Source organism: Xenorhabdus sp. SGI246 (assembly GCF_040838225.1).
Lineage (GTDB): Bacteria > Pseudomonadota > Gammaproteobacteria > Enterobacterales > Enterobacteriaceae > Xenorhabdus > Xenorhabdus indica.
Genome location: NZ_JBFPEZ010000001.1, coordinates 1 through 14,385, shown reverse-complemented (window position 1 = coordinate 14,385; position 14,385 = coordinate 1). Strand labels below are relative to the sequence as shown.

Genomic DNA, 14,385 nt, shown 5'->3' with positions numbered 1-14,385 from the left:
GCGGTTCTATCTGCATTATTCCAAGGGATAGATGATAGCATAAATGACTGAGACTACCTCTCTGATACCGCTCGTTGAACTAAAAGCCTTGAGTAAGGGCTTCGACGGCAAACAAGTTATTTCACAGCTCGATCTGACAATCAATGATGGCGAGTTCTTGACCATTCTTGGGCCATCCGGTTGTGGCAAAACCACAGTACTTCGTCTGATTGCCGGGCTGGAAGGTGCTGATAGTGGCAAAATTTTACTGGAAGGGCAGGATATTACCGATATTCCGGCGGAACACCGTCACGTTAATACAGTCTTCCAGAGTTATGCCCTGTTCCCCCACATGACCGTATTTGAAAATGTTGCTTTTGGGCTACGTATGCAAAAAACACCGGAAAAAGAGATTGCTCCGCGTGTTGAAGAAGCATTACGCATGGTACAGCTTGAAGAGTTTGCTCAGCGTAAACCCGCTCAGCTTTCCGGCGGGCAGCAGCAACGTGTGGCGATTGCCCGTGCGGTTGTTAACAAACCGAAGGTTCTTCTGCTGGATGAATCGCTGTCGGCGCTCGATTATAAGCTGCGTAAGCAGATGCAGAACGAGTTAAAAGCGCTCCAGCGTAAACTGGGTATCACCTTTATTTTCGTGACGCATGATCAGGAAGAAGCACTGGTGATGTCTGACCGTATTGTGGTTATGCGTGATGGACGTATTGAACAGGATGGTACACCCAGAGAGATCTATGAAGAGCCGAAAAATTTGTTTGTTGCCCGTTTTATCGGTGAAATCAATATCTTTGATGCCAAAGTGTTGCATCGTGTCGATGAGCAACGCATACGCGCTGATGTGGAAGGTCATGAATGTGATATCTTCACGCCTCTGCCAGTAACCGCCGGACAAACGTTGAAGGTACTGCTACGCCCGGAAGATTTGCGTGTAGAGGAGATCAACAATAGTGAGCAGGTGTCAGGTCTGATTGGTTATGTACGTGAACGTAACTACAAAGGCATGACGCTGGATTCCGTGGTCGAGATGGAAAACGGCAAAATGGTGATGGTGAGCGAGTTCTTCAATGAAGATGATCCCGATGTTGACCATTCCTTGAACCAGAAGATTGCTGTCACTTGGGTAGAAAGCTGGGAGGTTGTGCTGGTCGATGAAGAAGACGCGTAAACTATTCCAGAATATTGTCATTACAGGCATGGTTTTTTGGCTGATACTGTTTGTTTTTCTGCCGAACTTGATGATTATCGGAACCAGCTTTCTGACTCGTGATGATGCTAATCTGGTGCAGATGGTCTTTTCACTGGATAACTATACCCGCTTGTTCGATCCGCTATACGCCGAGGTGCTGATACACTCGCTGAATATGGCTATCGTTGCAACGTTGTGTTGTTTGGTGATTGGTTATCCATTTGCTTTTTTTATGGCGCGGATGCCGAAAAAGCTGCGCCCTCTGCTATTGTTCTTGCTGATCCTGCCATTCTGGACGAACTCTTTAATTCGTATTTATGGCTTGAAGATGTTTCTCAGTACCCGCGGTTATATGAATGATTTTCTGCTGTGGACTGGGATTATCGATAAACCGCTACGCCTTATGTATACCCCCGAAGCTGTGGTATTGGGGCTGGTTTATATTCTGCTGCCATTTATGGTGATGCCTCTCTATTCCAGTATTGAGAAGCTGGATAAATCTTGTCTGGAAGCGGCACGTGATCTGGGAGCAGGGAAATTGCAGACTTTTGTCCGTATCATCATACCGCTGACTATGCCGGGTATTATTGCTGGCTGCCTGTTGGTGTTGCTGCCTGCGATGGGGCTGTTCTATGTGGCTGATTTGATGGGTGGGGCGAAAAACCTGTTGATCGGTAATGTGATTAAAAGTCAGTTCCTCAACATTCGCGATTGGCCGTTTGGTGCGGCAACCAGTATCTGTCTGACGCTGGTTATGGGGCTGATGTTATGGATTTACTATCGTGCGGCTAATCTGCTGAACAAGAAGGTGGAACTGGAATGATCGGACGCCTGTTGCGCGGTGGTTTTATGACTATCGTTTACGCTTACCTGTATATCCCGATTATTATTCTGCTGGTAAGTTCGTTTAACCAGTCACGCTTTGGCATTAGCTGGCAGGGGTTCACGACAGAATGGTACAGCCTGTTATTCAGTAATGACAGCCTGTTGCAAGCCGCAGGGCATTCTCTGACAATGGCAGTTGTTTCCTCCACATTTGCTACGATGATTGGTTCATTAACCGCGGTTGCCCTGTATCGTTATTCATTCCGTGGCAAAAAGTTTGTTAGCGGTATGCTGTTTGTGGTGATGATGTCGCCGGATATTGTGATGGCGATTTCATTGCTGGTGCTGTTCATGCTGCTGGGCGTTTCATTGGGATTCTGGTCACTACTGTTTTCTCACATTACTTTTTGTTTACCGTTTGTGGTGGTGACTGTCTATTCCCGTCTGAAAGATTTTGATGTCAAAATGCTGGAAGCGGCCCGTGATTTGGGGGCGAGTGAATTGACTATCCTGCGTAAGATTATTCTGCCGCTGGCGATGCCGGCAGTCATGGCGGGATGGTTGCTGAGTTTTACCCTGTCGATGGATGATGTCGTTGTTTCTTCATTTGTGACGGGGCCGGGTTATGAAATCCTGCCACTTAAGATCTATTCAATGGTAAAAGTGGGAGTTTCACCGGAAATAAACGCATTAGCTGCTATTTTATTGGCTATGTCACTGGTATTAGTGCTGATTAGCCAATTTGTGATGCGTGATCGTACGGGTAAGTCTTAACTTTAATTTAAGCGTAGTCACAAGTTGGCTGCGCTCTTACTTCACTAATAACATCATTTCTATCCCAATTAATCAGAATTTCTTTCCCCATCTCCAATTTAACAAGGAATAAGTGGCTTTACCCCACGAAATGACGCTTTTATAATGGCCGTTTTTTTGGGGTAGGTTCATGTCGAACCTGCTATATACGGTAATAACGCGATAATTACGCACCAACTGCGGGGAAACACTACATGAAAAACAGCATGAAAAAGTGGTTCTATCTGTTAGCCGCTGGGATGATGGCATTAAGCATTGGTTCGGTGAATGCTGCTGTCGCTGATGATGGTAAGACACTCTATTTCTACAACTGGACTGAATATGTTCCGCCTGGTTTGCTCAACCAGTTTACTAAAGAAACTGGGATCAAGGTGATTTATTCCACCTATGAATCTAATGAGAGTATGTATACCAAGCTGAAAACCTATAAAGATGGGGCTTATGATCTAGTTGTGCCATCCACTTACTTTATCTCCAAAATGAGTAAAGAAGGGATGCTGCAAAAAATCGATACAAGCAAACTCAGCAACTTTCATAATCTTGATCCTAATCTGCTGCATAAGTCTTTTGATCCAAAAAACGAATATTCCATTCCTTATATTTGGGGAGCGACTGCTATTGGTGTCAACAGCGATAGTATCGATCCCAAAACTATTACTTCTTGGGCTGATTTCTGGAAGCCTGAGTATAAAAATAGTTTGGTATTGACGGATGATGCTCGTGAAGTTTTCCAGATCGCGCTGTTAAAACTGGGCTACTCCGGTAATACAACCGATCCGAAAGAGATTGAAGCGGCGTATAATGAACTGCAAAAGCTAATGCCAAATGTACTGGCATTCAATTCTGATAACCCTGCTAATCCATTTATGGAAGGTGAAGTTGATGTCGGCATGATGTGGACGGGCTCTGCTTATGTTGCACGTCAGGCTGGAACACCTATCGATATTATCTGGCCGGAAGAAGGTGGAATTTTTTGGATGGATAGCCTGGCTATTCCGGCAAATGCTAAGAATGTCGATGGAGCGATGAAGCTGATTAACTTCCTGCTGCGTCCTGAGATTGCGGCGCAGGTTGCTGAAAAAATTGGTTACCCGACACCAAATCTGGCTGCAAAAAAACTGCTGCCAGCGGCTGTGTCGGGGGATAAGTCACTGTATCCTGATGAAGCAATGATCCAAAAAGGGGGATGGCAGAGCGACGTTGGTAATGCTAACGTCCTGTATGAAAACTATTTCCAAAAACTGAAAGCGGGTCAGTGATCCGGGATTTAATTAGAATGAAAGGGAGTGTTTGGCTCCCTTTTTTATTCTTGCGAATTACTGTTTAAAGACCTGGCTACGATGCCAGTTAATAAAGCCTTCCAAAGGGTAATAGTCTCTGTTTTGAGGAAGTAATATTGGCTGTTTTGCAAAATTCCAGAAAAGTTGCTTAACTATCGGGCCACCATTAATACTTTCTGAAACCAGTAACTGCATATTATCGTCAATACTGATAGAGCCCATGTCGAATGCAGAATGATGTAATGAACATAAGGCCAGCCCGTTGTTTATGGTACATGGCCCACCATATTGCTTCCATTTGATGTGTGCTGCTTCCAGACCGACAGGTGTATCGTCATGCCGTAGGTTGTAGCCACATATTGCACACTCGTAGTTATAGGCGCGCAGTATCTGCTGGCGGAAATGGGGATCGCGCATTTTACGGATATCAATTAAAGAGAAATCCAATTGATTGGCGAGTAATTCCTGTACGCTATCGGGGAAATGTTCACTGAGGATTTGTTGCGCCAGTTTATCGATTAAGGTGGGTTTATTACGTAACAACTGATAGCTTTGTTGATCGAAACCACCTTTGACGCTGAATTCAATCAGCTCGCGTTTTGGTGGCTCTTTGCTGCCTTTTTGTGGTGTGCAAAGTTCTGTATTTTGCAGCTCCCAAAAACCATCACCCCGTAGTCGCCAGAAAGGTAAGGTGGGATAGTGATTTTTACGTCTTGGACCAAAATGATGAAGGAGATTCAGTAATGGTTGGTGGATCTCCTCTCCATAATCAAACAGTCGTTCATGGCCTTTCTGGTATTGAGAGAGTACATACAACAACAATAACGGTTTATGTGGTGCACGTTGATCACCCTTGCGCCATACAGAAAGGTTTGAGATCGCAACTTGTAGTTCTTTGATGGTAGGCATGTAAGTTGTTTGATTAAGGAATAAAGGTATTGCGATCATGCTCGCAAAAGTGGTGAAGGGCAAGGAGTTGGTTGAATGAGTAATGCTATCTGGAACTTGATGGAATTAAGACAAATCAAGCAATGTATATCCCATTCTGCGCAGGGAATAAACTTACACCGTATAGACAAAGGCTGGTTTTGACCAGCCTTATTATTTTAGATATTTAGATTCGCTACTTTTTCAATTCAAAGCCCTGCGCGCGTATCAATTGGTTCATTGATTTCAAATCAGCCATGAGATCATCGACATTGTTACTCAACAAATTTTGGTGCATTTCACTAAACGCAACACTCATTTCCTGCAAGCTCTGTATGGTCAATAAATTAGCTTCTTGGAATTGAGAGCTGCTAGCCTGATGTTGCTTGAGTGTTGCGAAAGATTCCACGGCATTCCTAATCATAGGTAAATAGCGATTAAGAAATGTTGTTCCCTGTGGGATATCCCGTTCATCTTCTTTCATACAGTCAATGATTGCTCGGGTTTTTTCTTCTATTTTTCCAAGATAAGGCCACATCTCGTCCGAAACATTAGGCTGGTAGGCCATGATTAAAGCCAATTGATGATAATATTCTCTAAACGTATCTGATGTATTTTCTTTTTCCTGCTCGTGGTGTTTGGTAATTGTTTTTTTTGTAGCCTCTTCTGCTGCACTTTTTATCTCATCCTCAACTTTTTTTATTTCTTCATTGAGCTTTTTTTGCTCAAAACTACAGGCTACAAAAAGTAGAGCAGCATAAGTGATACAGAACCAGATTGGAAATAGTTGAAAATATTGTATCAATGCTGATACGAGTATAAGGCAGCCTATTATCAATAGAACAAACCGCCCACCTTTTACTGATTGCTTACCAATAGATTTGATAAGCAACATAGCAAGACCTGTAAGTAGAATGAATAAAGGTAATAAGTTAGCAAACGTACACAATATTAACAGTAATACGATAATGAAAGATTGCCGAACATTGGAACTGTGCTCACTATGAGGAGGCCAAAGAGCAACCATGCCAATATAATTAGAGAAAGCAATGAGACCTTTAATAGATGGGTTATAAATCCCTTCCCAAAGTTTCCAATTCGTTGTTATACCAATGACTATAGAGCTAGTAAACAGCCCTATACCATGAATTAACAAACGCTTAATAAATGCTTTTATGGTATCCACAATAAAACCATTCCTTAAAAGCTTTCCCGTAAGAGGAAAGCTATTATTTAAAAAATTAACACGTTTTTATGAACAAGCCGGTTATTGATATTTCGTCACTGCGGCATTTAAACGCTGGCGTAGATTTTCTTCCATATTGGCAAGTTCAACCTCCACCTGAGCACGTTTGCTTTTCGCATCAGAAGCAATGCGCATAGTCTCTTCAATTGTATTGACCAGACGGTCTTGCACCTCACGTAAGGTTTCCGCATCAATAATGGAACGTTCAACTTCTGTCGCTACAGCAATGCTGTTCTGTTGCAGAATTTCGGCATTTTTGCGCAGTAATTCATTAGTGGTATCGCTAACTTCTTTCTGCAATTTGGCTGCCTTGCCTTGTGCATTCAGAGACAATTGCAGTACTAACTGACTCTTCCAGATTGGCAGAGTCGTCAGGATACTACTTTGGATTTTTTCAGCCAGTTGCTGGTTATTGCTTTGTACAATACGGATTTGCGGCGCAGTCTGAACCGCTACGGCTTTTGACAGTTCCAAGTCATGAATACGGCGTTCAAATCGGGTGATGTTTTCCATCAGATCTTTCACACTCTGCGCATCCATCATGTCTTTGGACATTTCTGCTTTCATGCGCAGTTCAGGCAGAAGTTCGTTTCTTACCTGTTCCAGCTTCTGTTTACCGGCTTCAACATAGAGTGTAATGTCTTTATAAAACCCTAAATTGCGGGTATAGAGCTGTTCCAGTACATTAATATCCCGCACCAGTGTAGTCATTGCATTATCAAGATGGACGGTAATTGCATCCACCTGTTGAGTTAAAGTTCTGCTATCAATAACTGCGCGCTCTGCTTTTTTGAACAGGGCACCAATCAGAGGAAGGTTTCTGAAAAAACTACTTGTTTTTTCTTCTTCGGTCAGTGCGCCATTCTCACGTACAAACATGACCAGATCAGATAATTTCTTACCGACAGCGCCGGCTTCTTTTGAACGAACATTCTCCAGTAAAGAATCAGCAAAGCGGGCAATTTCACCCATAGGTTTAGCGCCATAGCTAATGACCGCAGTTGGTTGGAAAATATCAATTTTTTCTATCAGAGCGTTGACTTTTTCCTGATCAATCCGATCCGCGAGTTGTGTAGAGTTGGTTTGGCGATCGAACGATGGTATAGGCATAGATTCCGTATTCATGAAGTAGTCCAATTGTAAAATGAATGTATATCCGTTGTTTTTCAAGTGGTAGCTTTGTGGGTTGGTTGAGTTCCTTTACCATCGCGCTATATCTTGAAATCCATAGAGCATAACTAGGTATAATATAAAGAATATTATACGATTTTCTCTGTTTGTTTAAAACAAATTCACTTAAGAATAGGGTATTTCCATTTAATGGATAAACATAATAATTTTTTGATTTAAAATTTTAAGGGTATTTCAGGGGTTATTGACGTTAAAGTTATTTTTAGTCAGGTGATTGTTCTTGAATGGTCCTGTGCTTAGTACTTGGCTTTTTGTGGTAATCCTTCACAGTATTTATCCGTTTAAATAAAATATATACCAAGCTCCATTTTGGCTTGTTTTAATCATTGGTCGAGAAGTGAATACATTATGAAGATTCGAGTATATCATTCTTTTATTTTTATGACTTCCATTTAATCAATAGATTTATCCGGTAGAAATAAAACTGCACTGATATCGGTTTTAAATTTTATGATTCAATGAAATTGGTTTAAGGAGTATTATTACTAAATACAGTATAATTAGAAAGCTGTTTTTATGAACCTTCAAATGATAATTGTTGTTTATATCAAAATTGTAATCGCATCATTCAACGCTATACTCCAAACTACAAGAGTTGATTTCGGGTTAAATACTCTAACCAGAGGATACATATTATGAAAAGCTTGAAGTTATCAGTTGCAGCATTACTGGTGTTGTTTTCAAGTGCAGTAATTGCAGCGCCCACGGTATCAACAGATCACACTGCCAAAACTGGCACAACAGTGGAAAAGAGTGTCAAAACGACCAAAAATAAAATGAGTTCGTTAGAAAAGAAAGCGGGTGAAAACAGCAAGAAATCAACCAAGAAAGGAGAAACTAAAGCTAAAAAAGGGGTGAATACTGCGCTCTGTAAAGACGGAACTTATAGTAAGAGTAAATCGCGTAAAGGTGCATGCGCACGCCACGGTGGTGTAGCCAAATGGTTATAGTTTTCCGGTGACTTTTCATTATGTCTAATTTAGGGGGCTTAAGCCCCCTAATTACTTTTCTATAAGAATCTCTTTTTTTAATTTTCACCCCTCATATATCCGTTATTGTAAGAGTAATATTATTTTTAATGTTGTATCCTTATTTATTTAATCTGACTATTAAAACATGATTAACCACTAAAATAGATAACTAAAAATAGATAAAATTATATCTAATGATTCACATGGATAAATTAATTTTTGCATTGATAATTTAAGATGGGTGCGAAATGATTTTTTTATTAAAAATAAATGAGTTAATCATAATATCGTTAATCAAATATTCTTTATTTTAGATGAAAAACTGTAGGCTAATATGTGATAAATAACACTATTTTCCAGATAAAATCTCAATAATTATTACACTTATTTACGGTATTAAGTAAAAAATATAGATTATTGTCAGTAACGTGCTAATATTCGTTACGTAATTAACCTTACGAACCGCGAATAAAGATAGCTATATATTGATTGCTTTGTTAATATTCGTGTGTTTTTTTATCCAGAGTAATAAAACGAGGAGAAGCAAATGCCCTCTCGAATGATGATGAGGACAACTGCGGTCTTCGCTTTCTTTCTCTCTTTAATCTTTACTGGATTGAGCAATGCTTCAACCAATAGCTCAAAAGTGAAAGAGTATTCTCACAGTGGCATAAAGCATCATTTGCCTGATTTACGAAAATACCCTTCAGGTATACCCAGGAAGAAAGCGTTTTTAAATATTGTTGTCCCTGTAATTGATAAGCATAATCAACAGATTATGCAAGACCGCACATGGCTCCTGTCGCACCATAAATCACATAACTGGTCAGCACAGGATATCAGGCGATTGCAGAGGATCTGCATGGATTACAAAATGACTTGTACCTTACCAAAACGGGTCGATTGGCATAATTTGTTGAGTAGGGTTGATATTATTCCGACCCATTTTGTTGTTACTCAGGCTGCCGCAGAATCAGGATGGGGAACATCAGAACTTGCGCAGAAAAACAATAACCTATTTGGAATGCGTTGTCGTTCGTGTGGCAACGCTAAAGGGAAAATTAAAGGTTATTCAGTTTATGATTCGATTGAAGCCTCTGTCGTCGCCTATATGAAAAATATGAATACGCATCGTGCTTATGAGTCATTGCGTACTTCACGTGCAAGGCAGAGAATAGCACAGGTGCCACTTAATACCGGCAAACTGATCGATCATCTTAAAGGTTATTCCGAATTAGGTGCTGGCTATAATCGTTATTTACATAAAGTATTTAATGGCAATAAGGAATTGATTTCACAAGTACAGGAATACAGAAAGTGATTGCGAGTAATATGATTACTCTTAAATAATCCACACTGTATTAGTTGTATTTAGTTAAAATTACAATGTGGATTATTTTTTATCATGATAGTCTAAAAAACCGTTAGCACATCATAGCATCGCGAAATAGATCATGCCGACAATTGCTCCTGTTGTACCTAAAATAGTTTCCATAATTGTCCATGTTTTTAAGGTCTGCCCTTCTGTTGCTCCAGTAAATTTACCGAACAACCAAAAACCAGAATCATTGACATGACTGAAGATCAATGAGCCACCAGCGATACATACAGAGAGTGCTGCCATTTGTGCACCGGAATAACCCAGTTCACCGATAACAGGTAATATCAGGCCGACAGTGGTCAGGCAGGCAACAGTGGCTGAACCCTGTATCACTCGTACAGCGCCAGCCAGAATAAAACATGCCAATGCGATTGGCAGGCCGGCACCAACCAATGCGTTACCCAACGCAGGCCCTACACCAGAATCAATCAACACTTGCTTGAAGACACCACCCGCCCCTGTAACCAGTAAGATAATTCCCGCTGGTTGGATTGCCGTAGAGCAGACATCCATTACTTTTTCTTTGCTCATGCCACGACGAATTGCCAGGCCATAAATCGCCACCAGACAGGCAATTAAAATCGCGGTGAAAGGGTGACCGATAAATTCCAGCCACTGATACAGTACAGATTGTTTATCAACAAAACGGGCACCAATAGTTTTCAATCCGACTAATACTAATGGAAATAGCACCAGCATTAGACTGAACGCAAAAGAAGGCATTTGGTTCTTACCAATGCTTGGTGTACCCAGATCTTTGGGTAAATCCAGAGTGACATATTTGCTGATGAAATTACCGTATGCGGGGCCAGCCAGTAACATACCGGGAATGGCCGCACTCAGGCCAATCAGGATCATCCAGCCAAAATCTGCTCCCATTTGAGATGCCAGCATCATTGGGGTTGGCCCCGGCACCAGAAATGCCGCCGCCGCCGCTACACCGGCAAACAATGGAACTGCCAGTTTCACCACATTACCGCCAGTCCGACGTGCAACAGCAAAAACCACGCCGATCAACAGTACAATCGCTACATCAAAAAACAGCGGTAATGCACAGATAAGGCCTGCAATACCTAGCGCATAATTAGCCCGTTTTTCACCGAAGCTGCCCAGTAACTTTACGGCGATTTGATCTAGTGCGCCTGTTTCATGCAGGATTTTGCCAAACATGGCCCCTAGTGCGACTACAATAGCAAGGAAGCCCAATGTGCCTGACATACCGTTTTGCATAGTTTGAGCGATTTTTTCTAATGGCATCCCGGAAAAAATACCAGCTCCCATTGAAACCAACATCAAGGCGATAAAGGCGTGCATTCGGGCCTTCATCACCAAAAATAGCAGCAGAAGAACAGAGCCGACAGCCGTCAGCACCAGCGTTAATGTACTCATTAATGCGCCTCAGTAATATGGTGGATTGTTTTAATTGTATTTTTAATTACTTCATCAAGAGTTGGTTTGATATCAATAAGATGGATATCTTTCTCATCACTCGTCGGTTCTTCTAATACTTCAAATTGGGAGATCAGCATTTGTGGTTTGAAAAAATGACCTTTACGTGCTTTCAGGCGGCTTTCAATTAATTCAAAATCCCCCCGCATATACAGGAATGACAAGTTTTTGTTACCATTACGCAGAATATCCCGGTAGCGTTTTTTCAGGGCAGAACATACCAGTAAAGAGATGTTATTGGTACGTTGCATGGCAAAAATGGCATCATTAAGCGCTTCCAGCCACGGTTGACGATCATCGTCATTCAATGCATGGCCTTCTGCCATCTTCTTGATATTGGCGCGGGGATGAAGGAAATCTCCATCTAAAAATGCAGCATCCAGTTTACGGGTAATACCATTGGCAACGGCAGATTTACCACTGCCGGATACCCCCATTAATATAAAAACATGGTTTGGCTGCTGAATATCGTTCATCCTCAAACTCCTTTGTGCAGATTTTGTCACTTGGTCGTCCTTGTGATTGAACTGCAATATTTTCTTTGTGAAATATTACCCGTGAAATGTTACCGGTAACTATTTATTGGCAACATTATCAGTAGCAAAGGATAGGGAGCAATCAATCGAGATTGCTAAAAAAGGAAAATGTGAGGCCTGTCCCAATTGAAGATAGGAAAATATCATTTTAAGCTACAAAAATTAAACACTTTCACCTAATGAAAGTGTAAATCCAACATCAATAAGGGTTTGTTCTGGTTTTTCGCCCTTCAAGCGGGTAAGCAATGCTTCTGCTGCCTTGCGTCCCATTTGGTTACGGGGAGTCAATACACTGGCAAGTTTGGGGCTCATTACCTGACCGACATCATGTCCATGGAAACCCGCTACAGCGATGTCTCCCGGTACTTTGATTCCCTGACGCTGACATTCAAATATTGCTCCAATCGCGATATCGTCATTGGTACAAAACAAGCCGTCGACATCTGGATATTTCAGGTAAGTTTCCTGTAAAAGTTGAGCACCCAATGAGTAAGATGAACTGGCAGGCGTCATCACTTTTCTTGGTTGTAACCCTGCATTACGCATTGCCATTTTATATCCTTCCAAACGGATCAACGTTCTTTCATCTTGTCGGGCGCCGAGGTAGACAACATTCTGGCAACCACGTCCGAGCATGGATTCTGTCATCTGACGTGCTGCTTCAAAATTATCGATACCAACAGCGACATCAAGGCAGGGCGATACACTGTCCATCAGTTCTACAACGGGGATACCCGTGGTTTCCAATACTTTCAGGGTCTTGGGAGTATGTGTTCGTTCGGCTAAGATTAGGCCATCAATATTATAGGAAAGCAGGGAGAGCAGACGCTCTTCTTCTTTCTGTGCTGAGTAGCCATAATGCGCGAGCATCGTCTGATAGCCATGACAATCTGTCACATGTTCAATACCGCGGATAACTTCGGCGAATACCTGATTGGTTAATGAAGGAAGCAACACCCCGATTGTCCGGCTGGTGGAATTGGAGAGAATATCCGGCACACGATTAGGAATATAGCCCAGTTGATCCAAAGCCGCAGCAATCTGTTTCCCTAAGCCTTCGGAAACCTGATTTGGATGACGTAAGAAACGGCTGACCGTCATTTTTGTGACTCCAACGAGGTCTGCAACATCTTGTAGAACGGGGCGTTTTTTCTTCATTTTCAATGCGGTGCAATCAATATTGGGAGGAGCAAGCTAATCAAGTGTGGTTTTAACACATTTAGACACCCTAATAATACGGTTTTTAGCAAAAAATTCTGGCTGTCTCACATTCCATAGAGGCTGCTTTTGTTCGTCAACTGCCATAAAATTTTTTCTGATATAGATATCAGGAATAGTTACTTACCCAGATACAATCAATTTATCGAGAACATATAGAAATTATCAGAGTGAAAAATAACCAATCTGAAATTATTTATACAACAGTCATCTATTAAAATATTTGTAATAATTTATTAATTTATAAGCATTTTTGGTTAAGCATGGATAAGATGGCTTATGCTAGTCTGCCGAGTCTTTCATTTTCCTTTGAGTGTATTATGACCTTAACTAACTTCAGCAAATTGTTAGCTGCTACATTCTGTCTTGTAACTTCATACAGTTATGCAGAAAATGAGCGCCCACTGTTTTCATTGACGATGACTGAATCTGGTGTACCGCAAACGAATAGCGATGGTAGTTTGTCCCGCTCTGCAAAATCAGAATCGCGTATTCTGCCGATTTGGGGGGATGAAGTTCGAGCCAAAGGCTATGATCTTCCTGAGCCATTTGGTGTCAGTTATGGTTATATGAACCTGCGCCAGAATGTTATTGTGGATAGTATTAAGTTTGGATTTACTAATCCAATATTCAAAGTTTTTGAAAAAAATACTGTTGTTAATGCTGGCGATACTCGGAGCAGAAATGAAACCCATTTACTGAAACTGGATACTTGGGTTTTACCTTTTTTGAATGTATATGGTGTTTATGGGAAAACTAAAGGTAAATCTTACACAAATTTGGACAGAGTTATTGTCCTTGGTGATGCTGATACCTATAAAGATATTCCTTTCGAACTAAATTTTAGAGGAAAAACCTATGGTGGAGGTGCAACGGTTGCTGGTGGATATAACCAGTTCTTTGCCACATTAGATGCTAACTATACACGTACTAATCTGGATGTTTTAGACGGTGATATCAGTGCATTTGTCGTCACACCTCGTATTGGTTATGAATTTGTTTTCAAACCATTATTCACTGGTCAGGGGAATAGCAAAGTTCAGGTATGGGTTGGTGCTATGTATCAGGACATTACTCAACGTTTTAAAGGTGATGTCAGTAACCTCGATCTCCCATCTCAGTTGTCAGAAGCATTTAGTTTAGTTTCTGGTATGACCGACATCAAATTCGACGTCAAACAACATCTTGCCCATAAATGGAATAACACTGTCGGTGCTCGTTTCGAAGTCACCCGTAATTTCAATATATTATCTGAAGTTGGCTTTGGTAACCGAAACAGCTTCTACGTTTCTGGTGAGTTTCGTTTTTAATGTTGAACCTTACGACGCTCAAAAGGCTGGTAATATCCCTGTCTCTTCTACACAAATC

13 protein-coding genes are annotated in these 14,385 nt (G+C 41.4%); 7 read left to right on the top strand and 6 right to left on the bottom strand.

Annotated features, from left to right (window positions below; genetic code table 11):
• Window positions 1-43 precede the first annotated feature (43 nt).
• The 4 genes from potA to potD all read left to right on the top strand — a co-directional run bounded on the left by potA (window position 44) and on the right by potD (window position 4,077).
• A complete protein-coding gene (gene potA, locus ABLA85_RS00065) occupies window positions 44-1,159 on the top strand; it encodes a spermidine/putrescine ABC transporter ATP-binding protein PotA (protein WP_367960278.1) in 1,116 nt (371 codons plus the stop codon).
• Complete coding sequence (gene potB, locus ABLA85_RS00060) at window positions 1,143-2,003, top strand: spermidine/putrescine ABC transporter permease PotB (RefSeq protein WP_367960277.1); 861 nt, start codon at window positions 1,143-1,145, stop codon at window positions 2,001-2,003. Before potA ends, potB begins: the two co-directional genes overlap by 17 nt.
• Window positions 2,000-2,779, top strand: coding sequence for a spermidine/putrescine ABC transporter permease PotC (gene potC, locus ABLA85_RS00055; RefSeq protein ID WP_367960275.1), 780 nt, complete (start codon window positions 2,000-2,002; stop codon window positions 2,777-2,779). The genes potB and potC overlap by 4 nt, the downstream gene beginning before the upstream one ends.
• A gap of 245 nt (window positions 2,780-3,024) precedes the next feature.
• On the top strand, window positions 3,025-4,077 hold the full coding sequence (potD, locus tag ABLA85_RS00050) for a spermidine/putrescine ABC transporter substrate-binding protein PotD (RefSeq protein WP_367960304.1): 1,053 nt from the start codon (window positions 3,025-3,027) through the stop codon (window positions 4,075-4,077).
• Between the two features lie 57 nt (window positions 4,078-4,134).
• Here potD and ABLA85_RS00045 read toward each other — a convergent pair whose 3' ends face one another.
• The 3 genes from ABLA85_RS00045 to ABLA85_RS00035 all read right to left on the bottom strand — a co-directional run bounded on the left by ABLA85_RS00045 (window position 4,135) and on the right by ABLA85_RS00035 (window position 7,396).
• A complete protein-coding gene (locus tag ABLA85_RS00045) occupies window positions 4,135-5,007 on the bottom strand; it encodes a phosphorothioated DNA-binding restriction endonuclease (RefSeq protein WP_367960273.1) in 873 nt (290 codons plus the stop codon).
• 214 nt (window positions 5,008-5,221) lie between these two features.
• Window positions 5,222-6,211, bottom strand: a complete 990-nt coding sequence (locus ABLA85_RS00040; RefSeq protein WP_367960270.1) for a 5-bromo-4-chloroindolyl phosphate hydrolysis family protein — start codon at window positions 6,209-6,211, stop codon at window positions 5,222-5,224.
• Window positions 6,212-6,292: 81 nt separating this feature from the next.
• The gene (locus ABLA85_RS00035) at window positions 6,293-7,396 is read right to left on the bottom strand and encodes a toxic anion resistance protein (protein ID WP_367960268.1); all 1,104 of its coding nucleotides are present in this window, start codon (window positions 7,394-7,396) and stop codon (window positions 6,293-6,295) included.
• Window positions 7,397-8,097: 701 nt separating this feature from the next.
• Between ABLA85_RS00035 and ABLA85_RS00030 the strand changes: the two genes are divergently transcribed.
• Both ABLA85_RS00030 and ABLA85_RS00025 read left to right on the top strand, forming a co-directional pair.
• Window positions 8,098-8,412 carry a DUF3761 domain-containing protein gene (locus ABLA85_RS00030; protein ID WP_367960266.1) on the top strand — a complete coding sequence of 105 codons (315 nt, stop codon included), beginning with the start codon at window positions 8,098-8,100 and terminating at the stop codon, window positions 8,410-8,412.
• A 568-nt stretch (window positions 8,413-8,980) separates the two neighbouring features.
• Window positions 8,981-9,754 (top strand): protein bax, encoded by a 774-nt coding sequence (locus ABLA85_RS00025; protein ID WP_367960265.1) that lies wholly within the window; start codon window positions 8,981-8,983, stop codon window positions 9,752-9,754.
• Between the two features lie 111 nt (window positions 9,755-9,865).
• On the opposite strand, the gene gntU is transcribed toward ABLA85_RS00025, so the two are convergent.
• The 3 genes from gntU to gntR form a co-directional block, all read right to left on the bottom strand.
• On the bottom strand, window positions 9,866-11,203 hold the full coding sequence (gene gntU, locus ABLA85_RS00020) for a gluconate transporter (protein ID WP_367960263.1): 1,338 nt from the start codon (window positions 11,201-11,203) through the stop codon (window positions 9,866-9,868).
• Window positions 11,203-11,739, bottom strand: a complete 537-nt coding sequence (gene gntK, locus ABLA85_RS00015) for a gluconokinase (protein WP_367960262.1) — start codon at window positions 11,737-11,739, stop codon at window positions 11,203-11,205. The genes gntU and gntK overlap by 1 nt, the downstream gene beginning before the upstream one ends.
• A 222-nt stretch (window positions 11,740-11,961) precedes the next feature.
• Window positions 11,962-12,957 carry a gluconate operon transcriptional repressor GntR gene (gntR, locus tag ABLA85_RS00010; RefSeq protein WP_367960260.1) on the bottom strand — a complete coding sequence of 332 codons (996 nt, stop codon included), beginning with the start codon at window positions 12,955-12,957 and terminating at the stop codon, window positions 11,962-11,964.
• Between the two features lie 380 nt (window positions 12,958-13,337).
• On the opposite strand from gntR, the gene ABLA85_RS00005 reads away from it, so the two are divergent.
• Window positions 13,338-14,327: a hypothetical protein gene (locus ABLA85_RS00005; RefSeq protein ID WP_367960258.1), complete on the top strand. Its 990-nt coding sequence runs from the start codon at window positions 13,338-13,340 to the stop codon at window positions 14,325-14,327.
• Window positions 14,328-14,385: the final 58 nt, after the last annotated feature.